The organism is Pseudomonas sp. A-RE-22, from assembly GCF_019956035.1.
Taxonomy (GTDB): domain Bacteria; phylum Pseudomonadota; class Gammaproteobacteria; order Pseudomonadales; family Pseudomonadaceae; genus Aquipseudomonas; species Aquipseudomonas brassicacearum.
This window is the reverse complement of record NZ_JAHBCZ010000001.1, coordinates 49,365-71,231: the sequence shown is the minus strand read 5'-3', so window position 1 is coordinate 71,231 and position 21,867 is coordinate 49,365. Positions and strand designations below refer to the sequence as shown.

Annotated in this window: 22 protein-coding genes; 4 read left to right on the top strand and 18 right to left on the bottom strand. The window is 60.9% G+C overall.

What is annotated here, in order from left to right; genetic code table 11:
• Positions 1-67: 67 nt before the first annotated feature.
• Positions 68-742, bottom strand: a complete 675-nt coding sequence (locus KGA89_RS00330) for a COG3650 family protein (RefSeq protein WP_223470185.1) — start codon at positions 740-742, stop codon at positions 68-70.
• Positions 743-802: 60 nt separating this feature from the next.
• Positions 803-1,402, bottom strand: coding sequence for a short chain dehydrogenase (locus tag KGA89_RS00325; protein ID WP_223470184.1), 600 nt, complete (start codon positions 1,400-1,402; stop codon positions 803-805).
• 104 nt (positions 1,403-1,506) lie between these two features.
• Between KGA89_RS00325 and KGA89_RS00320 the strand changes: the two genes are divergently transcribed.
• Entirely contained in the window at positions 1,507-2,418 is a 912-nt protein-coding gene (locus KGA89_RS00320; protein ID WP_223470182.1) for a LysR family transcriptional regulator, read from the top strand.
• 135 nt (positions 2,419-2,553) lie between these two features.
• Here the strand turns inward: KGA89_RS00320 and KGA89_RS00315 are convergent, their stop codons facing one another.
• The 9 genes from KGA89_RS00315 to KGA89_RS00275 form a co-directional block, all read right to left on the bottom strand.
• On the bottom strand, positions 2,554-3,030 hold the full coding sequence (locus KGA89_RS00315) for a DoxX family protein (RefSeq protein ID WP_223470180.1): 477 nt from the start codon (positions 3,028-3,030) through the stop codon (positions 2,554-2,556).
• On the bottom strand, positions 3,027-3,785 hold the full coding sequence (locus tag KGA89_RS00310) for a DUF2063 domain-containing protein (RefSeq protein ID WP_223470178.1): 759 nt from the start codon (positions 3,783-3,785) through the stop codon (positions 3,027-3,029). The genes KGA89_RS00315 and KGA89_RS00310 overlap by 4 nt, the downstream gene beginning before the upstream one ends.
• Positions 3,782-4,651, bottom strand: a complete 870-nt coding sequence (locus KGA89_RS00305; protein WP_223470177.1) for a DUF692 domain-containing protein — start codon at positions 4,649-4,651, stop codon at positions 3,782-3,784. Before KGA89_RS00305 ends, KGA89_RS00310 begins: the two co-directional genes overlap by 4 nt.
• Positions 4,652-4,676: 25 nt before the next feature.
• Positions 4,677-4,982: a DUF2282 domain-containing protein gene (locus KGA89_RS00300; protein WP_013692423.1), complete on the bottom strand. Its 306-nt coding sequence runs from the start codon at positions 4,980-4,982 to the stop codon at positions 4,677-4,679.
• A gap of 154 nt (positions 4,983-5,136) precedes the next feature.
• Complete coding sequence (locus tag KGA89_RS00295; protein WP_003198474.1) at positions 5,137-5,838, bottom strand: ABC transporter ATP-binding protein; 702 nt, start codon at positions 5,836-5,838, stop codon at positions 5,137-5,139.
• Complete coding sequence (gene livG / locus KGA89_RS00290; RefSeq protein ID WP_003198476.1) at positions 5,839-6,606, bottom strand: high-affinity branched-chain amino acid ABC transporter ATP-binding protein LivG; 768 nt, start codon at positions 6,604-6,606, stop codon at positions 5,839-5,841.
• Positions 6,603-7,859 carry a high-affinity branched-chain amino acid ABC transporter permease LivM gene (locus KGA89_RS00285; protein ID WP_003198478.1) on the bottom strand — a complete coding sequence of 419 codons (1,257 nt, stop codon included), beginning with the start codon at positions 7,857-7,859 and terminating at the stop codon, positions 6,603-6,605. Before KGA89_RS00285 ends, livG begins: the two co-directional genes overlap by 4 nt.
• Positions 7,856-8,779 (bottom strand): high-affinity branched-chain amino acid ABC transporter permease LivH, encoded by a 924-nt coding sequence (livH, locus tag KGA89_RS00280; RefSeq protein WP_003198480.1) that lies wholly within the window; start codon positions 8,777-8,779, stop codon positions 7,856-7,858. Before livH ends, KGA89_RS00285 begins: the two co-directional genes overlap by 4 nt.
• Before the next feature lie 230 nt (positions 8,780-9,009).
• Positions 9,010-10,137, bottom strand: coding sequence for a branched-chain amino acid ABC transporter substrate-binding protein (locus tag KGA89_RS00275; protein ID WP_003198482.1), 1,128 nt, complete (start codon positions 10,135-10,137; stop codon positions 9,010-9,012).
• A gap of 340 nt (positions 10,138-10,477) precedes the next feature.
• Between KGA89_RS00275 and KGA89_RS00270 the strand changes: the two genes are divergently transcribed.
• On the top strand, positions 10,478-10,783 hold the full coding sequence (locus tag KGA89_RS00270; RefSeq protein WP_003198483.1) for a DUF2288 domain-containing protein: 306 nt from the start codon (positions 10,478-10,480) through the stop codon (positions 10,781-10,783).
• 287 nt (positions 10,784-11,070) lie between these two features.
• Here KGA89_RS00270 and KGA89_RS00265 read toward each other — a convergent pair whose 3' ends face one another.
• A complete protein-coding gene (locus tag KGA89_RS00265) occupies positions 11,071-13,248 on the bottom strand; it encodes a hypothetical protein (RefSeq protein WP_003198485.1) in 2,178 nt (725 codons plus the stop codon).
• A 351-nt stretch (positions 13,249-13,599) separates the two neighbouring features.
• On the opposite strand from KGA89_RS00265, the gene KGA89_RS00260 reads away from it, so the two are divergent.
• Positions 13,600-14,949, top strand: coding sequence for a spinster family MFS transporter (locus KGA89_RS00260; protein ID WP_003198487.1), 1,350 nt, complete (start codon positions 13,600-13,602; stop codon positions 14,947-14,949).
• Positions 14,950-15,008: 59 nt separating this feature from the next.
• On the opposite strand, the gene KGA89_RS00255 is transcribed toward KGA89_RS00260, so the two are convergent.
• The gene (locus KGA89_RS00255) at positions 15,009-16,544 is read right to left on the bottom strand and encodes an MDR family MFS transporter (protein WP_013692425.1); all 1,536 of its coding nucleotides are present in this window, start codon (positions 16,542-16,544) and stop codon (positions 15,009-15,011) included.
• A 51-nt stretch (positions 16,545-16,595) separates the two neighbouring features.
• Positions 16,596-17,786: a 4-hydroxybenzoate 3-monooxygenase gene (gene pobA, locus KGA89_RS00250; protein WP_003198491.1), complete on the bottom strand. Its 1,191-nt coding sequence runs from the start codon at positions 17,784-17,786 to the stop codon at positions 16,596-16,598.
• Positions 17,787-17,961: 175 nt separating this feature from the next.
• Between pobA and KGA89_RS00245 the strand changes: the two genes are divergently transcribed.
• Positions 17,962-18,855 carry a helix-turn-helix domain-containing protein gene (locus KGA89_RS00245; RefSeq protein ID WP_003198494.1) on the top strand — a complete coding sequence of 298 codons (894 nt, stop codon included), beginning with the start codon at positions 17,962-17,964 and terminating at the stop codon, positions 18,853-18,855.
• A gap of 7 nt (positions 18,856-18,862) precedes the next feature.
• Here KGA89_RS00245 and KGA89_RS00240 read toward each other — a convergent pair whose 3' ends face one another.
• The 4 genes from KGA89_RS00240 to KGA89_RS00225 form a co-directional block, all read right to left on the bottom strand.
• Positions 18,863-19,039, bottom strand: a complete 177-nt coding sequence (locus KGA89_RS00240) for a hypothetical protein (protein WP_003198496.1) — start codon at positions 19,037-19,039, stop codon at positions 18,863-18,865.
• Positions 19,040-19,299: 260 nt separating this feature from the next.
• Positions 19,300-19,659, bottom strand: a complete 360-nt coding sequence (locus tag KGA89_RS00235; RefSeq protein ID WP_223470175.1) for a DUF5064 family protein — start codon at positions 19,657-19,659, stop codon at positions 19,300-19,302.
• A gap of 65 nt (positions 19,660-19,724) precedes the next feature.
• Positions 19,725-20,654, bottom strand: a complete 930-nt coding sequence (gene arcC / locus KGA89_RS00230; protein WP_223470173.1) for a carbamate kinase — start codon at positions 20,652-20,654, stop codon at positions 19,725-19,727.
• A gap of 156 nt (positions 20,655-20,810) precedes the next feature.
• Positions 20,811-21,821: an ornithine carbamoyltransferase gene (locus KGA89_RS00225; protein ID WP_003198502.1), complete on the bottom strand. Its 1,011-nt coding sequence runs from the start codon at positions 21,819-21,821 to the stop codon at positions 20,811-20,813.
• Between the last annotated feature and the right edge of the window lie 46 nt (positions 21,822-21,867).

The window sequence follows — 21,867 nt, the reverse complement described above, 5'->3', positions numbered from 1 at the left end:
ATCCGGTTCGCGGGATGCACAACTGCACCAGGGCGTGAACCGGCGATTATAAGCCAAAACCGGCGAATCAGTCGTTGCGCGCACCACCGAAGTAGGCGCAGCCACGCTGGACCTGGCCGTTGACCCGCAGTTCGGCGCTCATGTGTTGCACACTGCCGCTGACGCTGTCGACGCAACGCGCAGGTGTGACCCAGAGCTCGACTTTCTGACCGTTGGCCTCGGTGCCCAAATTGAAGCGGCCATCGCCCAATTGCTCCTCGACGTAAGGCACCGCCAACGACGGCTGGCCTTCGCGGTCCAGCACCAGGCCCTTGCCACTGGCCTTGAGCATCCATTCAGGGCTGTGTCCTGCGGCGCGCAGAATCACTCGTTTGAAGTCAACGTCTTCGCAAGCCGTTCCCGAGCGCTCCAGGCGATACAGTTGTTCAACGTCCAACTGACTGTCGGTGCCAGCCGCTGCGCTGGAGACGATACGGCCACGGACATCGGCAAACAGCTTGCCCTGGTCATCGGCCAAGCTGGCGGCCTGCTGCAGCACGCTAGTGCCACCGCTGTCGCTGACGATGTAGCGGCGCTGTTCCTGGCACGGCTGGAACACCAGCTTGCCGTCGGCCGCCGTGAGCTCGCCCTGCATGCGCGTCTGGCCGGCGTGGGAGGCGCTCTGACGTGGGGCATCGAGCAATTGGCAGCCGGTGAACAGCGGCAGGAGGGCGATAAACAGCAGGGAGCGGGCGGCACGCATCATTGGGTCTCCAGACAAGTGCCGCCAAGTTACTCAGACTGATCCTGCATCACAAGGGGGTTAGCCCACGTGAAAGGTCTGACCGGTTTGCAGGCCTTCGACACTCTTGGCGTAGGCCAAGGCCACATCGACGGCCGGAACCGGTTTGTAGCCGCGGAAGTACGGGGCGTACTTGTCCATGGCTTCCAGCAACACGTTCGGGCTCACCGAGTTGACCCGCAAGCCCCGTGGCAACTCGATTGCCGCGGCGCGCACGAAACTGTCCAAGGCGCCATTGACCAGGGCCGCCGAACCCCCACTCTTGATCGGATCGTGGCTGAGCACGCCGGTGGTGAAGGTGAAGGACGCACCGTCGTTGGCGAATTCGCGGCCGATCAGCAGCAGGTTGACCTGGCCCATCAGCTTGTCTTTCAGACCCAGGGCGAAGCTCTCTTCGGTCATGTCGGCCAGGGGCGCAAAGGTGACGTTGCCGGCGGCGCAAACCAGGGCATCAAAGCGGCCGGTTTTTGCGAACAGCGCACGGATTGAAGCGCTGTCGCTGATATCCACCTGCAGTTCACCGCTATGGCGACCGATCCGAATGATCTCGTGGCGCGGCGACAATTCGTTATCAATGGCCGAACCGATGGTGCCGTTGGCGCCGATCAACAGGATTTTCATGAGCTGTTCCTCGATGGGGTGAATGAGTTTTCAGTCTAGAGGGGTTCTTTCCATTGATAATCATGCTAATAGGCAACCTTTGGTTTTCAATTGGAAACAATCCAATGAGCGAAATGGATGACCTGGCGGCGTTTGCCGTGTTGATGGAGGCTGGCAGTTTCACCTTGGCGGCCCAGCAGCTGGGGTGCAGCAAGGGTCAGTTGTCCAAGCGCATCAGCCTGTTGGAGAGGCGGTTTTCGGTGGTGTTGCTGCAACGCACCACGCGGCGCTTGAGCCTCACGGCGGCAGGGGCGGCGTTGCTGCCCCAGGCCCAGGCGTTGCTGGTGCAGGTGGAAAGGGCGCGTCAGGCATTGGCCCGGTTGAAGGACGATATTTCCGGACCGGTGCGTATGACGGTTCCGGTTTCGTTGGGCGAAACGTTCTTCGAAGGCTTGCTGATGGAGTTCGCTCGTACGTATCCCAACGTGCAGATCGAACTGGAGCTCAACAACGGTTACCGTGACCTGACCCGCGATGGTTTCGACCTGGCGATCCGTTCCGACGCCGCCATCGATGAGCGATTGGTGGCCCGGCCACTGCTGGCGTGGCACGAAATGACCTGCGCCAGCCCGGCCTACCTGGAACGCTATGGCGAACCTGAGACCCCTCAGGCCCTGGCTGAACATCGCTGCTTGCTGAACAGCCACTACAGCGGCCGGGAAGAATGGCTTTACCACCAGCAACACGAACTGCTGCGGGTCCGAGTGTCGGGACCGTTCGCCAGTAACCACTACAGCCTGCTGAAAAAAGCCGCCCTGGCCGGGGCCGGAATCGCCCGGCTGCCGTCATACCTGCTGCATGAGGAGTTGGCCGACGGACGCTTGCACTGGCTGCTGCGCGACTACCAGACCCGGCGCATGCCGATGTACCTGGTGCACCCGTACCAGGGTGGATTGCCCAAGCGCACCCAGGTGCTGGCTGACTATCTGATCGACTGGTTCAAGCGCAGCGGCGAGGCGTTGGATCGGCTCAAGTAGTAATGGTCTCAACCTATTGGATAACCCTTGTGGGAGCGAGCCTGCTCGCGATAGCGGTGGGTCAGTCAACAACTGTATTGAAGCGGGTATCGCTATCGCGAGCAGGCTCGCTCCCACAGGAGTTTCTAGTCGCAGTCAGCGGGCGTAACGCTTGGCGATCAGGTGGTCGATGGACAGTACCCCCGGTCCGCGCGCCATCAGGTAGAGCAATATCGCTGCCCAGGTACCATGGGTCGGGTAGGCGTCCGGGTAGACGAACAGCTGGATGGTCAAGGTCATCCCCAGCAAGGCCAGCGCTGAAAAGCGTGTCGCCAGGCCAAACAGGATCAGGACCGGGAACACATGCTCGGCAGAGGCTGCCAGGTGCGCAGCCAGTTCCGGTGACAGCAACGGCAAGGCGTATTCGCTTTTGAACAGGGGAATGGTCGAGTCCGCCAGCCGCGGCAGACCGATCTGGAAGGTGCCGTCGAACAGGTCGATGGCCAAGCCTTCGATTTTGGTCTGGCCGGATTTCCAGAACACCGCGGCAATCGAGAATCGCGCGATGAAGGCGATCAGGCTGTGGGGGATTTTCTCCAGCCATTGAATGGAACCGGCAATCAGCGTGTTCATGGGGATACCTGTCCAGCTAGGAGGTGAGTGATAGCTCTGTGGCGAATGAGCCCCGCCAGGGTCTGTTCCAGGTCGAGGTCGATTGAGGTTTCAATGGCGGCGGTCAGGGACCGCCCCTGTTGCAGGGCGCTGATGAATCCATGGGCCGCGTGATTGATCGCGAACACTTGCACATCGAGGCCGTCGCGCAGTACCAAGGCGTTTTGTGCAGCAGACGCCTCGAACGGTACGGGTGTCTCGTGCTGATGGGCGGCCCAGATCGTCACCACGGCGAAGGGCGATTGCAGCAGCCGCAGTGACGGGTGCAGACCGATCTTCAGGTGCCTTGTCTGTGTGGGGGATGACAGCGCCTCGACGATGCGTTCTTGCGCCATGGGCTCGGCGTCGGCGGCATGCCAGGCTTGCAGGTGCAGTCGTTCCAGGCGGGCGACGTCCGCCAGATACGGTACGCAGGCGGCGGGTTCGAAGCCTTCGATGAACCCGGCAAAATCATCCCCATAGTTGCTCATCACCGGGCTTCGCGGTGGCACCGACTGGACGTAGACCCCAGCCATGCCTCGGAAAAATTCCTCGCCCACCAGTTGCGTCACCACCGGGTAATTGTCGGCCAGGGCGTTGATCAATGAGCTGAGCACGTTATTGCGGTACACCGCGAAGCGGCTCTGCGGGTCGGCGCCGTTGGCGCTGACCAGGCCGGGCGGACAAGCCTTGCGCGGGTCGAGCAGGGCGGCGGCGAATGTGCGCTGGTCGCTCATGACCTGGCTCCAATGGCATTTAAAAGTTGATCGGCCTGGCGCGCTTCGGCCAGCAGCACCTCCCATGGGGGGATGTGGTTGTCGCGCTCGATCAAGGTGGCTACCGGCCCGGTCTGCGCCAGAACCTTGAGGTACAGCTGCCAGACTGCGTTGTCGATTGGCGCGCCGTGGTCGTCTATCAACAGACGCTCGCCAAGGCTGTCGGTGTCTTCGGCAAAACCGGCCAGATGGATTTCGCCGGTCGCTTGCAGCGGCAGGGCGTTGAGGTAGGCCAGTGGATCGCGGCGGTGGTTGATGCACGAAACGTAAACGTTGTTCACATCCAGCAGCAGGCCGCAGCCGGTGCGCCGGATCACTTCGCTGATGAAGTGTGGCTCGTCGAGTGTCGAGGCTTCGAACGCCAGATAGGTCGCCGGGTTCTCCAGCAAGAGCGTGCGTTTGAGGCTGGACTGCACCTGGTCGACGTGTTCGCAGACACGGTCTAGGGTCGCTTCGTCGTAGGCCAGGGGGAGCAGGTCATTGAGGAACACCGGGCCGTGGCTGGACCAGGCCAGGTGTTCGGAAAAGGATTGGGGCTGATAGCGGTCGATCAATGCGGCCAGGCGCTGCAAATGCGCGATATCCAGCGGCCCCTCCCCACCGATCGACAGGCCGACGCCGTGCAGCGACAGCGGGTACTGTTCGCGTATCCGCCCCAGGAAGTGGTGAAGCGGCCCGCCGGCCACCATGTAGTTTTCCGCGTGCACTTCGAAAAAGCCCAGATCCGGTCGGGTCTGGAGCACCTCACGAAAATGCTCGCTCTTGAGCCCCAACCCTGCCCTTGGCGGCAGCCGGTTATCAGTGGCGAGGGATGGGGTATTCAACATGCTGGCGGGCCTCCGGCAGATGCGATCAGGACTTGGCTTTGAACGCTTCGAGCTGGCCGAAACCGGTGGGGGAGGTTTCGCTTTTGGTAGTGGTGCAAGTGCCTTTGGGTACCGATTTCCAGGCGTTGCCCTGATAGTCCATTTTCGCCGTACCGGCGCAGGTGGTGCCGGCACCGGCGGCGCAGTTGTTCTTGCCTTTGAGGGCGACACCGAAGCATTTCTCCATGGTGTCGTCGGCTGCGTGGACGGTCGAGACGGCTGTCATGCTCAGGGCAGAACCCAGGGCCAGGATCAGGGCGGTGGCGGACAGGGTGCGGGTCGAAACAGTCATGATGATTCTCCAGTCATTCAGGGAAATGAACCGGCGTTAGCGCCGGTCTGCTGAACTAGAGAAGGGGGATGGGGAAGTGTTACAGCGGGTCCTCGATTTTTTTGTCTACTCCAAAAAAAAACGGCCCGAAGGCCGTTTTTCTATAGCTGCAGACTCAACCGCCCAGGTACGCCTCGCGCACTTTCGGGTCGGTCAGCAGGGCTTCACCGGTGCCTTGCATCACCACGCGACCGTTCTCCAGCACGTACGCCCGGTCGGCGATTTTCAGCGCCTGGTTGGCGTTCTGCTCCACCAGGAACACCGTCACGCCATCCTTGCGCAGTTGTTCGATGATGTCGAAGATCTGCTGGATGATGATCGGTGCCAGGCCCAGGGAAGGCTCGTCGAGCAGCAGCAGCTTGGGCTTGCTCATCAGCGCACGGCCGATGGCGAGCATTTGCTGTTCGCCGCCGGACATGGTGCCGCCGCGCTGGGTAAAGCGTTCTTTCAGGCGTGGGAAAAGGTGCAGGACCTTGTCCATTTGTTCCTGATAGTCGCCCTTGTCAGTGAAGAATCCGCCCATGGCGAGGTTTTCTTCCACGGTCAGCCGGGCAAATACCCGACGACCTTCCGGCACCACCGCGATGCTCTTGCGCATGATCCGTGACGAGTCCTGGCCCACCAGTTCCTCACCCATGTAGCGGATGCTGCCGCTGTGGGCCTGGGGCGAACCGCAGAGCGTCATCAGCAGGGTGGATTTGCCGGCGCCGTTGGCACCGATCAGCGTCACGATTTCGCCCTGGCGGACTTCGACGTTGACGCTGTGCAAGGCCTGGATCTTGCCGTAGAAGGTGGAAACGTTTTCGAATTGCAGCATTTACGCTTCCCCCAGGTAGGCTTTGATCACTTCAGGATTGTCGCGGATCTGTTCCGGCGAGCCGTTGGCCAGGGGGGTGCCCTGGTTGATCACGACGATGTGGTCGGAAATACTCATGACCAGCTTCATGTCGTGCTCGATCAGCAGCACAGTGACGTTGTGCTCCTCGCGCAGCACGCCGATCAGGGCTTTCAGGTCTTCGGTTTCCTTGGGGTTCAGGCCGGCGGCCGGCTCGTCGAGCATGAGGATCCGCGGACGGGTCATCATGCAACGGGCGATTTCCAGGCGTCGTTGCTGACCGTAGGCCAGGGTCCCGGCGGTACGGTTGGCGAATTCCTTGAGGTTGACCTTGTCCAGCCAGTACTCGGCGTACTCCATGGCGTCGCGTTCGCTTTTGCGGAACGCCGGGGTCTTGAACAGGCCGGCAAAGAAGTTGGTGTTCAGGTGACGATGCTGGGCGATCAACAGGTTTTCGACCGCCGTCATGTCCTTGAACAGCCGCACGTTCTGGAAGGTGCGCACCACACCCTTGCGGGCGATCTGGTGGCCGGGCAGGCCCTGGATCGGCTCGCCGTCCAGCACGATGGTGCCACCGGTGGGCTGGTAGAAGCCGGTCAGGCAGTTGAACACGGTGGTCTTGCCCGCGCCGTTCGGCCCGATCAGCGCAACGACCTGTTTCTCTTTCACGGTCAGGGCTACGCCGTTGACCGCCAGCAAGCCGCCGAAGCGCATGCTTAAATTTTCAACTTTCAGGATCTCGCGGCTCATTTGCGCAGCTCCATGTGGGGGCGTTGCATAGGCAGCAGACCTTGAGGACGCCAGATCATCATCAGCACCATCAAGGCGCCGAACATCAACATGCGGTATTCGCTGAATTCACGCATCATTTCGGGCAGCAGGATCATCACGATGGCTGCCAGGATCACGCCCAGCTGCGAGCCCATCCCGCCCAGCACCACGATGGCGAGGATGATCGCCGACTCGATGAAGGTGAAGGATTCCGGCGTCACCAGGCCCTGGCGTGCGGCGAAGAAACTGCCGGCAAAACCGGCAAACGCAGCACCGAGGGTGAAGGCCGACAGCTTGATGATCGTCGGGTTGAGACCCAGGGCACGGCAGGCGATTTCGTCTTCACGCAATGCCTCCCAGGCGCGGCCGATCGGCATGCGCAGCAGACGGTTGATGACGAACAGCGCGGCCAGGGCCAGCAACAGGGCAACCAGGTAGAGGAAGATCACCTTGTTGATCGAGTTGTATTCCAGGCCGAAGTACTCGTGGAAGGTCTGCAGGCCTTCGGCGGCTTTACGTTCGAAGGTCAGGCCGAAGAACGTCGGTTTCTCGATGTTGCTGATGCCGTTCGGGCCACCGGTGATGTCGGTCAGGTTGCGCAGGAACAGACGGATGATCTCGCCAAAACCCAGGGTCACGATGGCCAGGTAGTCACCGCGCAAGCGCAGGACCGGGAACCCCAGCAGGAAACCGAAGGTGGCGGCCATCATCCCGGCGATCGGCAGGCAGATCCAGAAGCTCAGGCCGAAGTAGTGGGACAGCAGCGCATAGCTGTAGGCGCCGACGGCGTAAAAGCCGACATAACCCAGGTCCAGCAGGCCGGCCAGGCCTACCACGATGTTCAGGCCAAGGCCGAGCATCACGTAGATCAGGATCAGCGTGGCGATGTCCACCGCGCCGCGGGAGCCGAAGAACGGCCAGACCAGTGCCACGACGATCAGGCCCAGCACGATCCAGCGCTGGGTCGATGGCAGGGTGAGGAAGTTGCTGGCCTTGGCCGGGATCACCGGCAGGCCGGGCGACGACTTCCACATGGCGCTGATCTGCGTGCTGAACAGCACCCGCAGGAACATCAGCAGCGAACACACGGCGATGGTCGCCAGGATGGCCGGGCTGGTGCCATGCACTTCCAGGTTGATGCCGACGATGGTCAGTTTAAGACCCAGTACCGGGTAGGCCACGGCCCAGACCAGCAGGGCGCTGAAGAGCGCCGATTTGAGATGCCTAGTCATACTTTCTCAACCTCCGGGCGGCCCAGGATGCCGGTCGGCCGGAATAACAGAACCAGAACCAACAAGCCGAATGCCACGACGTCCTTGTACTGGTCGCCGAAGATGTCGGCGCCAAAGGCTTCCGCCACGCCCAGCACCAGCCCGCCGAGCATCGCGCCGGGAATGCTGCCGATGCCGCCCAGTACCGCGGCGGTGAAGGCTTTCAGGCCGACGAGGAAGCCGGCGTTGGGGTTGATCACGCCGTATTGCATGCTCAACAGCACCGCGGCGATGGCCGCCAGGGCCGCACCGATGACGAAGGTCAGGGCGATGATGTTGTTGGTGTTGATGCCCAGCAGGTTGGCCATCTTGATGTCCTCGGCACAGGCGCGGCAGGCGCGGCCCAGGCGGGAACGGGAGATGAACAGCGTCAGGCCGAGCATGGCGACCAGGGTCACCACGAACACCACGATTTGCATGTAGGAAATCAGCACTTCATGTGCCCCGCCTGGCCCGATGGCAAAGTTGCCCGGAATCAGGTTGGGTATGGATTTGTCCTTGGAGTCTTGCGAAAGCAGTACGGTGTTCTGCAGGAAGATCGACATGCCGATGGCGGAAATCAGTGGGATCAGACGGTTGCTGCCGCGCAGGGGGCGGTAGGCGATCCGTTCGATGCTGTAGCCATAGGAGCTGGTGACGACGATGCTCGCGATGAAAGCCGCGGTCATCAACAGCGGGACACTGTCGAGTCCCATCATGCTCAGCCCGGCGATGGCGATGAACGCCACGTAGGAGCCGATCATGTACACCTCGCCGTGGGCGAAGTTGATCATTCCAATGATGCCGTAAACCATCGTATAGCCGATGGCGATCAGGGCATACGTGCTGCCAACGGTCAGGCCGTTAACCAGCTGCTGGAAGAAGTGATAGATGTCAGGCATTACAGCGCTCCTAAAAACCTGATACGCATTTCACTGGTGGAGTCATTTTCCCGCCCGGGTCCCGTGGATCTGCATCCACTTCGAACACGAGGTTTGCCAGCGAACCGCTGATGACGGTTTTGAGATTTTCAGGTGGGGAGACTGGCGGATCACGCCAGCGCGGCCCAATACATTTAAAACAAAGCCCACGGCACGCCGTGGGCTTTATTGGCAGTCAGTCAGACCAGGCCTTACTGAGGCGAAGCTTCGGTTTTAGGTTTGCCGAAGTGCCACTCGTAGACCACGAACTTGAAGTCCTTCAGGTCGCCCTTCGCGTCGAAGCTCAGGTCACCGGTTGGGGTCTTGAAGGTGCCGGCGTGGATGGCTTCAGCCACTTTGGCCGCGTCTTCGCTCTTGGCTGTGGTGATGGCCTGGGCAATCACCTGGACAGCGGAGTAGGACGGGAACACGAACGGACCGCTCGGGTCTTCTTTCTTGGCCTTGAACGCGTCAGCCAGGGCGACGTTGGCCGGATCCTGGTCGAAGGATTTCGGCAGGGTCACCAGCAGGCCTTCGGAAGCGTCCTTGGCGATTTGCGAGATGGAGTCGTTACCCACGCCTTCCGGACCCATGAACTTGGCCTTCAGGCCTTTTTCCTGGGATTGACGCAGGATCAGGCCCAGCTCCGGGTGGTAGCCGCCGTAGTAGACGAAGTCGACGTTGGCTTGCTTGAGCTTGGCGATCATCGAGGAGAAATCTTTGTCGCCGGCGTTCACGCCTTCGAAGACGGCAACCTTGACGCCTTTGCCTTCGAGGGTTTTCTTCACGGCGCTGGCGATGCCTTCACCGTACTGCTGCTTGTCGTGCAGGACCGCAACGATCTTCGGCTTGACGTGGTCGGCGATGTAGTTGCCGGCCGCAGGGCCTTGGGCGCTGTCCAGGCCGATGGTGCGGAAGATCATCTTGTAGCCGCGAGCGGTGATGTCCGGGCTGGTAGCGGCCGGAGTGATCATGACCACGCCTTCGTCTTCATAGATGTCCGAAGCCGGCTGGGTGGAGCTGGAGCACAGGTGGCCGACCACGAACTTGACGCCGTCGTTGACGACTTTGTTCGCGACCGCGACCGCTTGTTTTGGATCGCAGGCGTCATCGTATTCAACGGCGACGAGTTGCTTGCCGTTGACGCCGCCCTTGGCGTTGATCTGTTCGATGGCCATTTTGGAGCCACTGAATTGCATGTCGCCGTATTGGGCTACAGGGCCGGTTTTTGGGCCGGCGATGCCGATCTTGATGGTGTCGGCGGCGAACGAATGGCTGGCAACCCCGGCCAGAACCATAGCGGCAAACAGTTTGGAAATCTGCTTAGTAGCCTTAGTCATAGTGCTCCACTCATGCTGTTGTAGTTTTTATAGTCCTGGCGCCGTAGCAGCAGAACCGGGTCAGATATCTTGGATATCCTCGCGGAAAATGCCCCCGGCAACTGTACCGGTACAGTGTAGAGCGCCGATTGTTGGCAAGGGAAGCTGGCGCTTGGGGGCAAAACCTGAGGGTGTCGCTTAATTGAAAGAAAAAGACAGAATAGCGGCGGGGTTTTGTCCGGTCATATCGGCAATCCTTGGCTTTCCTGCGCTTTTCAATCGGTACTGCAGTTGCTAACGGGTTTTTCTGCCAGAGCACCGACGTTATCATTCGCGCCGATTTCTTTTCCGGACAGGTCCCATGAGTCAAGAACCTAGCACCCTCTATGCCAAGCTGCTTGGTGAAACCGCATCCATCACCTGGAAAGAGCTGGAGCCGTTCTTTGCCAAGGGTGCCCTATTGTGGGTCGATCCGGCACTGGATTTGATCGCAGCCGCCGAGGCCGTCGCCCAGGACGAAGGTACCAAAGTCGCCGCCTGGCTGGCCGCCGACCAGCTCGCCAAGCTGTCTGAAACGCGGGCGCTGGATTTTCTGGAACGCGATCCGCAGCTTTGGGCGGTGGTGGTTTCGCCCTGGATTATGATCCAGGAAAGGGCGTCGAACTGATCGATGCACCAAGTTGGTTCGTATTCGGGCGGGCAAGAAAGTGTGTAGGTGAGTAGCGTGATGGCGTCCTGCCGTGGCGAAACGCCACAGGGGAGGGTGACGTATACGTAACGGGAACAGTTTATGGAGCAGCCTTTGGGCTGCTCAATTGTTTCTGGATGTTGTCCAGGTGCGGGATTCAGGACCGCTATCGCGAGCAGCCTCGCTCCCACATTGGGTCTGTGTTCACAAATCCCTGTGGGAGCGAGCTTGCTCGCGATTGGAGGCAACACGGTGCTGCGCCGGCCTCAGTAAGTCCTGCCAGTATGGTTATTAAGGGAAATAACCTTGGTCTTGCCAATGCGGTGACGGTAGATCTCGCGCAGGTACTTGATGGCTTTTTTCACGCAGTCGCGGGACAGGCGGATGTCGTTGATCGAGACGAACTTGTCCTTGTCGTTGATCAGCTCGCGATACTTCTTCTCGTACATCGGCTTGATCGCGTACCAGTTGGTGTCGAGGATTTTCGCCGGGTTTTCGAATTCGTTGAGCAGGTCGTCGATCCGTTCTTCGTCGAAGTCTTCATTGATGATGAAGTCCAGGATCGAGTTGTCCAGGGTGTCGTCGAAGCGGTACGGGGTGCGGGCGAAGCAGCGTTTGATGAAGGCCACGATCAGGGTCAGGAAATCATCCGACAGGCACGGGCTCTTGGCGATCAGGGTGGTCAGCGACAGGTTGGCCGACGCGCCGATCACCAACGCGTAACGCTTGAGCGTGGTGTTGGGGAACAGGCTGTTGAGGTGGGTCTTGAGCCGGTTCAGGTCCATGTAGGACAGCTTGTAGTCCTTGGGCAGGGAGACGATGGACACCACCGACGAGCAGTTCTTGAAGAAGTGCAGGTCATGCAGGGCCGCGGCGTCGTAGCCGGAATTCTTGTACTGCTCCAGCGACGCCCGGTAGCGCTTGGATTCGATCGGCAACAGACTGATGCCTTCGATGGCCTGGGTGACCTTGTTGAAGTGCGGCAGGTCGATGGAACGGAAGAACAGGTCGTCGATGTTCAGGCGCGGCGGTTCTTTCTCGAACACCTTGAACTTGTCGCCGCTCGGCGCCGGGGTTTCCGGGACGACGGACTCGGCGTAGGCAATCGCCACCGGGCCGGCCAGACTCATGAACAGGTCGTTGGCGTCCAGGCGAATGGTTTCGCCAATGTCGATGCCGGCACGGCGGAAGTAGTTCTGATCGTAGTCGGTGGTAACCGCCTGGGCCGTCAGGATGTTGAAGATCTGCTGGGAGATGTACTGGTTGGCGTGCTTCTCCATGGCATTGACATCAATGTTCTGGATGTTGCCGTCATCGCTTTCTTCGGCATAGCGCATGATGTCGTTGGAGATCAGCATCATCGCGTTCCATGGGCGGATACGGCCCATCACGCTGGCTTCGCTGCTGTCTTCGTTGGCGAAGTTGTACGAGAAATCCCATTCTTCCGACAGGTACTTGCACAGCAGGCGTCCGGCGTTGATGTGCAAGGCTTCGGACATTTCGCTGCGATGGTCGGAAATATTCGGCAGTACGCAGATGCCGCTGGTGAAAATCGGTTCGAAGACGAAGGAGTGACCGCTCTTGCTGTCGTGTTCGTCCATCGGCTTGGTGTCGAACGTCTTGTTCATGTACGAGTATTGCTGGGCCAGGCCGAACTCCGAGGCCATGCCTGAACCGGTACCGCCGCCAGCACTGAAGATCGAGAAGTACAGGCGCGACTGGTTGGCCTTGATACCGCAGCTGTCGATCAGGTACGAGTGGATCATTTTCCAGTCGGGGCTGGAGAAGCGCTGGGTGTCCTTGTTCAGGATGATCTTGGCCAGGTACTGGCCCAGGATCGGCGCGTTACCGGCGCCACCGGCGTGGACTTCCGACAAGTCCATGATCTTCATCTTGCTGTAGTCGCGCAAAAAGCCGCTTTTCTCGCCCTTGCGCGAAAAACGGATACGCCCGGCGATGTCCTTGTCCAGGTCGCCGAGCATCACCAGCGGTTCCACCAGGAACACCGGTTTGCTGGCCTTGCTGGTGCCAAGACGCAGGTTGTTGCGGATCCACTGCGCGGGGCTGTAGCCCTTGTCGCTGTAAGCCTTGTCTTCAGCATTGAATTCGTTGAGGTAGAACTTGCGGGCGTTGTACACCAGCTCCGCCACGTCCAGGGCGATGTTGGAACCGCAGCGCCCCAGGCCGATCAGGCACACCGACGGGAATTCCTGCTGGGCGCGGTCGCTCTCGTCTTCCACCAGATGGGGCGGTCGCGGGAACACCGCGTCGCGCAGGCCATCGAGGTTGTCGAGGATCCGGTCGGTGTTGGTTTCGGTGAAATACAGATACTGCTGAGTCGACAGGGGACGCGAGCTGCTCGATGGTTTCGAGACTTCAGGGCCGTTGGCGGCCGGGCTCAGGGTCAGATCGGATACCGCAGTGGCTGTTTTTTTGGAAGTCATTGTGCGCCATATGCCTGAACTGGTTGGCTCGACGAGCGCTGTCATCGAGCCATCGCGGATGGGAGCTCGCGTCCTGGATGGCGCGAAGGTCGGCCCCGAGCGTCCAGGGCTATAGCCTGGGCGCCGCTCGAGAGATTCTTTCCTGATAGGTTGAATCGGCCACCGGCAGGCGATCTTTAATCAAGAATGGGCGAAATGATGGCAATTGTTACAGGAAATTGACCGTTATCAAGAAACGCGCCGCTCGCCATGGGTGGGTATCAGCCTTGCGAATGATTGGAGACAGTCCGCACACCGCTGTCTAGATTGCAGATTCCGCTAATGCTCCATAACAATAAAAGAGACGGACCCATGCAGAACTCGACCCAAGCGGCGAATGCCTGGCGCATTCTGTTCCTGTTGTTCCTGGCCAACCTGTTCAACTTCTTCGACCGCACCATCCCGGCGATCATCATCGAGCCGATCCGCATGGAGTGGAGCCTCAGCGACTTCCAGATCGGCATCATCGGCACCGCTTTCACCATCGTCTACGCCATTGCCGGGTTGCCATTGGGACGCATGGCCGATACCGGTTCGCGCAGCAAGTTGATGGGCTGGGGCCTGGCGACCTGGAGCGCGCTGACGGCGGTCAACGGCCTGGTGGGCAGTTTCTGGGCGTTCCTGCTGGTGCGCATGGGCGTCGGGATCGGCGAGGCGAGCTATGCGCCGGCGGCCAACTCGCTAATCGGCGATCTGTTCCCGGCCCATCGCCGGGCGCGGGCCATGGGCATCTTCATGCTGGGCCTGCCGATTGGCTTGTTGCTGGCGTTCTTCACCATCGGCGCGATGGTCAAGGCCTTTGACAGCTGGCGCGCGCCGTTCTTTATCGCCGCGGTACCAGGCTTGGTGCTGGCGTTGTTCATGTTCTTCATCAAGGAGCCCAAGCGCGGCGCGGCGGAAACCGTGCAGGTGTCCCAGGAAAAAATCGACCGGCCGATCCGTCGAGTGTTGGCGATTCCCACTTTCCTGTGGTTGGTGCTGGCCGGGTTGTGCTTCAACTTCGCCACTTATGCCTGCAACTCCTTCCTGGTGCCGATGCTGCAACGCTACTTCCTGATGCCGTTGCACGAGGCGGCGGTGGCCACCGGGATCATGGTGGGCGTGACCGGTTTGTTCGGCTTGACCCTCGGCGGCTGGATCGCCGACAAGATTCATCAGCGCGTGCCCAGTGGTCGCTTGCTGTTCGCCGCGTTCAGCCTGGTGATCTCGACGCTCACCACTGCCTGGGCATTGCATGCCGGGCGGATTGAAATCGGTGTGTTCGTCGCGGTGTTCAGTGTCGGCTGGTTGTTCGCCTATACCTTTTATACCTGCGTGTACACGGCGATCCAGGACGTGGTCGAGCCGCGCTTGCGGGCTACGGCGATGGCGCTGTTCTTCGCTGGCCTGTACTTGCTCGGTGGCGGCCTGGGGCCGGTTGTGGTGGGTGGCTTGTCCGACTACTTCGCCCGCACGGCCATGGCCGCGGCCGGGGTCGACCAGATGACCGAGGCGTTCAAGGCCATCGGCCTGCATGATGCGATGTACCTTATCCCGGTCGCGCTGTTCCTGACCATGGTGTTCCTGTTCCTGGCGTCACGCTGCTTCGTGCGCGATGCCAAGCGGATGAAGGACGGGATGAGCGCGGTGGTGCTGCCCGAAGGTGTCGTGGCGACTGCCTAAAGAGATTTTGTGGCAATGATGCTGATCGTTCCCACGCAGAGCGTGGGAACGATCATGTGCTAGCGGACCTTCTCATCTCGCCCGCGCAGCAAGCGATTGGGCATCGCCAGCGCCGCGGCCAACCCCAGCAGCGACACCGCCGCGCTGATCGCCAGCAAATGCCGGAACGTCGCCTGCAACTCCTGGCGCAAGGCATTTTGTGCCTCGCCCGGGGCGGCGTTGAGGCCGTCCAGCAAGACGCTGCCGGAATGCCCTTCACCGATCATCGACGAGCTGGCAAGCTGGGCGAAGCTTGAATCCTGTAGCAAGGCCAGCAGCAACGCCGACATCAGTGCCACGCCCACCGCGCCGCCAAGGGAGCGGAACAGGTTGGTGGTGCTGGTGGCGACGCCGATGTCCTGTTGGTGCACGGCGTTCTGCGCACCCACCAGTGAAGTGGGAAACTGCATGCCGGAGGCGATGCCGCTGAGCAGCATGAACAGGCTGCTCAGCCAGAGCGCGGCGGGCGGGGTGAAAGCCATGCCGAGGATAGCGAACGGGAAGAGCAGGGCGCCGCTCAGGATCATCGGCTTGTAGCGCCCCGTGACCGAGGTCCGGCGTCCGGCGAAATACGCGCCGATCGGCAGCCCGATTGCCAGCGGCAACAAGTGCAACGCCGCACTGTCGGCACCGGCGCCGGTCACGCTCTGGAAGCGCAATGGTACCAGCACCGTCAGGGAAATAGCCTGGAAGCTGGTGAAGAACACCGTGCACCAACACAGCACCGCATCGCGGTTGGCGAACAGGTGCATCGGCAACAACGGCTCCCGCGCCCGGCGCTCGTGCCAGGCGAACACCCCCAGCGCTGCGCCTGCGCAACCCAGCAATCCCAGCACTTCACGGCTGTGCCAGGCATGGCCCTGGCCGACCTGGGTGATCCCCAGCAGCAGCGCCGTCAGGCCGATGATCAGCAACACGGTGCCCAGGTAATCGATGATCGGCGTGCGTTGCGGCACCGGCAACCCGACCAGGCTGCGTCGGGCCACCCACCAGGCCACCAGTCCCAGCGGCAGGTTGATCCAGAACACCCAGCGCCACGACAGGTACTCGGTCATGTAGCCGCCGAGCACCGGCCCGGCGACGCTGGCCACCGCGTACATGCTGCTGAAATAACCCTGGTAGCGACCGCGTTCGCGGGGCGGGATGATGTCGCCGATGATCGCCTGGCTCACCGAAATCATCCCGCCGGCGCCGATGCCCTGGAAAATCCGCGCCAGCACCAGTTGCTCCATGTTTTGGGCCAGGCCGCAGAACAGCGAGGCCAGGGTGAACAGGCCCATGCCGAACAGCATCAGCGGCCGGCGACCGTAGAGGTCACCGAGCTTGCCGTAGATCGGCACCGCCACGGTCATGGCGACCATGTAGCCGGAAATCACCCAGGCCAGCAGGCTGACGTCGGCAAACTGTGCGGAGATGGCCGGCATCGAGACGGCGACGATGGTCTGGTCCAGCGCACCCAGGAAAATCGCCAGCATCAGGGCTGCCAGCACGCTGCGGATGGCCGGTTTTGGGGCTTGGAGCGTATTGAACTGAGTCAAGGCAGAACCTGCGGGCATCGCACCGGAGAGGCAAAATGGACGAAACCCGCAGTTTAAGTCGATAGGCGACTATTCGATAGCCTCGTAAGGAAGTCCGACGTAATTTTCCGCGATAGTCTTGCGACCGGCCTCGGAGTCGACGAAATATTCCAGCTCGGCTTCGCTGATGCGCTGGTTGAAGGCATCGTCGTCGAAGCGGTGCAGCATCGAAGTCATCCACCAGGAAAACCGCTCGGCTTTCCAGACGCGCCGCAGGCAGATGGCCGAATACTTCTCCAGCAGATCCACACGGCCGTCGCGATAGACCTTGAGCAGGATATTGAATAGCGTGCTGACATCGCTGGCCGCCAGGTTCAGCCCCTTGGCGCCGGTGGGCGGGACGATGTGGGCCGCATCGCCCACCAGGAACATCCGCCCATACTGCATCGGCTCGACCACGAAGCTGCGCAGCGGGGCGATGCTTTTCTCGATGGACGGGCCGGTCACCAGGGCTTCGGCCAGGTCGGCGGGCAGGCGGTTTTTCAGTTCATCCCAGAAACGCTCGTCCGGCCAGTCGGCCACTTGTTCTTCGGCGGGCACTTGCAGGTAATAACGGGTGCGGGTCTTGGAGCGCATGCTGCACAAGGCAAAGCCGCGTGCGTGGCGAGCATAGACCAGTTCTTCGTGGACCGGCGGTGTGTCGGCCAGCACGCCGAGCCAGCCAAACGGGTAGACCCGTTCGAAGACCTTGAGTTTTTCCGCAGGAATGGACTGTCGCGCCACGCCGTGGAAACCGTCGCAACCGGCAATGTAGTCGCAGTCCAGGCGCCAGGTTTCCCCTTCATGCTCGAAGGTCACGAAAGGGGTTTCGGTTTGCATGTCGTGGGGCTGGGCATTGCTGGCCAGGTACAGGGTCCGGGCGCCGGCGGCTTCGCGGGCGGCCATCAAGTCGCGGGTCACTTCGGTCTGGCCGTAGACCATGACATTTTTACCACCGGTCAGGCCCTTGAGGTCGATGTGCACCCGCCGATCGTTGAGCACCAGTTCAAAACCGTCATGGGGCAGGCCTTCGGTGTCCATGCGCTGACCAACGCCAGCCTGGCGCAGCAGCTCGACCATGCCTTGCTCCAGCACACCGGCGCGGATGCGGCTCAGTACGTATTCCGGGGTCTGGCGTTCGAGGATGACAGTGTCGATCCCGGCGTTGTGCAGCAACTGGCCGAGCAGCAGGCCAGAGGGGCCGGCACCGATAATAGCGACTTGGGTCTTGAGGGTTTTCATTGTTGTTATGACTCGCACGAAGCACGCGACCAGGGTCGGTGTTGATTATTAGAAATCGAGTGCCTACATTTTTCGCTTGCGGACCTGTCAGTTGAAGGGGAAAACTGAGCCGATACCTGTTCTTTTTACCAATTGGTGCGATTATCGCCCGCAACCCCAGGCCCGGATCCATGTTATGAAAAAACCTGACCTGCCTTCGATCCCGGTGTTCAAGCTCTATGGCGAGAGCCAGGAATGGCCGACGCCGGACTTGTTGCACTGCGAGACCATCTCCAAGCGCAGTCGCGAGCATCAATGGGAAATCAAGCCTCATCGGCATGCCGATCTGTGCCAGTTGTTGTTCGTCTTCAAGGGCCAGGCGGAACTGGAAATCGAGGGCCGGCGCACGCTACTCACCGAGCCGGCCGTGCAGATCCTGCCGCCGCTGTCGGTCCATGGCTTTCGTTTTTCCGAGGATGTGGAAGGTTACGTGGTGACCCTGGCGGCGCCGCTGGTCACGCACCTGCAAGCGCAACTGGGGCATTCGGTCAACGTCCTGGCCCAGGCCGAAAGCTACCCCGCCCTTGAGAATGCCGAGTACCTCAACAGCCTGTTCAGCGCCTTGCAGAATGAGTACGTGGGGCATCAACCGGCGCGGGAAATGCTGATGCATGCGCTGGTCAGCGTGATCATGGTCTGGGTCAGCCGCCAGGTGATGCAGCGCCACACCCAGGCCCAGCGCCCGCAACGGGCCCGGGAATACCTCAACGGCTTCATTCAGTTGGTGGAAGAAACCTATCGCGAGCACGTCAAGGTCGAGGACCTGGCCCATCGCCTGGGTATTTCCGTGTCGCACCTCAACGGCACCTGTCGGGAACTGGCGGGGCAACCGGCGTTGCAGATCATGCATGAGCGCCAGTTGCTGGAAGCCAAGCGCCTGCTGACCTACACCGGCATGACCATCTACGAGATTTCCGAAATGCTCGGGTTTTCCGATCCGACCAACTTCACCCGGCTGTTCCGCCGACGCGTCGGCATCTCGCCCAAGGCGTTCCGGGACCGGCTCAAGACCGATCAACAGGACGACTGACCACGCCTCAGCGCAGGGCGTTGAGGGTTGCGCTGTGGGGGATGCACCGTTCGAAGTTGCAACTGGCGTATTCACGGGGCAGTTGCCTGGCCTGCTCGACCCGGTAGGCCGCAGTGCCGTACAGCGCAAGCGTGGCGGCGCAGGTGACGAAAATGGCGAGGCGTCTTTTTATTTTAATGTTCATGGCGGTGACCTCTGAACGAATACCCGGGGGTACTACTTTCAGAATAGGTCAGCTATAGCGAGTTGCCAGCCAGGCAGGCTTTGTGTGTAACCCGATATTCAGAACACTGATATCCCTTTGTGGGAGCGAGCTTGTGGGAGCAAGGCTTGCCCGCGATGCAAACACCTCGGTGCAACTGATAGACCGAGGCGATGCCATCGCGGGCAAGCCTTGCTCCCACAGGTCTGCTCCCACAAACAGGGGTAGGGGTTTTCAGGCGGTTATGCCAGGTGTTCTGGTTTCATCGGGTCGCCCGGCTTGACGTCCAGTTGCTTGCGCACGTCCTCGAACATTTCGTCGTAGTACTTGTGCATCGAGCCGATGCTCGCGGTCTTGGGCAAGCCATACTTCTGGGCGACGCGCGTGGCATGGCGGGCGAAGTCGAAGGCCTGGTCCTTGGCCAGGAAGAACGTCTCGTCCAGGGACTTGTCTTCGACGGTGCCATGCACCCGGAATGACATGCCCGTGCCCTCCTTGCCGTCCTGATCGACCTTGTAGTCGATGCACAGGTTGTAGCTGAAGTCATCCTTGTTCAGCGCATGGCGCTCCATGTGCAGGTGTCCGGGTTCGAACATGGCCATAAGCAACTCTCCTTTGAAGGCATGGGGAGTAGGGCAGACCCTGGATCCGCCCCGCAAGTTTCCTGTTATCGATAAGCGATGCCAGGTGTCGCCGTGCTGATGCGGGTACCGGCCTTGCCCTGGACGATCGCTTCGATGTCCGAGAGTGAACCGATCACCGCAACCTTGCCAGTGTTGCGCGCGAATTCGCAGGCGGCCTGGACCTTCGGCCCCATGGAGCCGGCGGCGAAGCCGAGCTTTTCCATTTCGTCGGGGTGGGCCTGGGCGATGGCTTTCTGGGTCGGCTTGCCGAAGTCGATGAACGCGGCGTTGACGTCGGTGGCGATCACCAGCAGATCGCTTTCCAGCTGTTCGGCGAGCAGCGCCGAGCACAGGTCCTTGTCGATCACCGCTTCCACACCTTGCAGCTTGCCGTCGGCGTCGTACATCGTCGGGATGCCGCCACCGCCAGCGCAGATCACGATGCTGCCCTTTTCCAGCAGCCATTTGATCGGGCGGATTTCAAAGATGCGCTTGGGCCTGGGGCTTGCGACCACGCGGCGGAACTTGTCGCCATCCGGGGCGATGGCCCAGCCTTTTTCGACGGCCAGTTTCTGCGCCTCTTCCTGGCTGTAGACCGGGCCAATGGGCTTGGTGGGTTTTTGGAAGGCCGGGTCGTTGGCGTCCACTTCCACCTGGGTCAGGAGCGTGGCGAAGGGGACTTCGAAATCCAGCAGATTGCCCAGTTCCTGTTCGATGATGTAGCCGATCATGCCTTCGGTTTCGGCGCCGAGCACGTCCAGCGGATACGGGGTGACTGAGGTGTAGGCCGCCGCCTGCAACGACAGCAGGCCGACCTGCGGGCCGTTGCCGTGGGCGATGACCAGTTGGTTGCCAGGGTGGATTTTCGCGATCTGTTCGGTCGCGGTGCGGATGTTGATGCGTTGATTGTCTGCGGTCATGGGTTCACCCCGACGCAGGAGGGCGTTACCGCCCAGGGCAACGACGATACGCATGGTGCTGTCCTTTCAAAAATGGAACGAGAACGCAGTGATGATCGTTCCCACGCTCTGCGTGGGAACTCCGCCCGGGACGCTCCGCGTCCCCTGTGACGCAGAGCGTCACCGGATGCATTCCCACGCAGAGCGTGGGAACGATCACTCTTCAAGCGCCTAGATATCCGCCAACGCCGACACCAGGATCGCCTTGATGGTGTGCATGCGGTTTTCCGCTTGCTCGAAGGCGATGTTGGCCGGCGATTCGAACACTTCCTCGGTCACTTCCACGCCATTGGCCAGGTTCGGATAACGGGCGGCGATGTCCTTGCCGACCTTGGTTTCGCTGTTATGGAACGCTGGCAGGCAGTGCATGAATTTCACCCGCGGGTTGCCCGAGGCTTTCATCATTTGCGCGTTGACCTGGTAGGGCAGCAATTGCTCGATGCGCTCGTCCCAGGCTTCCACCGGCTCGCCCATGGACACCCAGATGTCGGTGTGGATGAAGTCCACGCCCTTGACGGCTTCCTTCGGGTCTTCGGTGATGGTGAGGCGCGCGCCACTTTCGGCGGCGAAGGCCTGGCACTGGTCGATGAAATCCTGGTGCGGCCACAAGGCTTTCGGCGCGCCGATGCGCACGTCCATGCCCAGTTTGGCGCCGATCATCAGCAGCGAATTGCCCATGTTGTAGCGGGCATCGCCCAGGTAGGCATAGCTGATGTCATGCAGCGGCTTGTCGCTGTGTTCGCGCATGGTCAGGGTGTCGGCGATCATTTGGGTGGGGTGGAATTCGGCGGTCAGGCCGTTGAACACCGGCACCCCGGCGAACTTGGCCAGTTCCTCGACGATTTCCTGTTCGAAGCCTCGGTACTCGATGGCGTCGAACATCCGGCCCAGGACCCGGGCGGTGTCTTTCATGCTTTCCTTGTGACCGATCTGCGATGACACCGGGTCGATGTAGGTGACGTGGGCGCCCTGGTCATGGGCCGCGACTTCGAAGGCGCAGCGGGTGCGGGTCGAGGTTTTCTCGAAGATCAGCGCGATGTTTTTGCCTTGCAGGTGTGGACGCTCGGTGCCGGTGTATTTGGCACGCTTGAGGTCGCGGGACAGGTCCAGCAAGTAGTGCAACTCGCGGTTGGTGTGGTGCATCAGACTCAGCAGGCTGCGGTTGCGCATGTTGAACGCCATGATGTGGATCTCCTCAGGTGTAGGTTATCCCCGGGGCCGGTCTCTG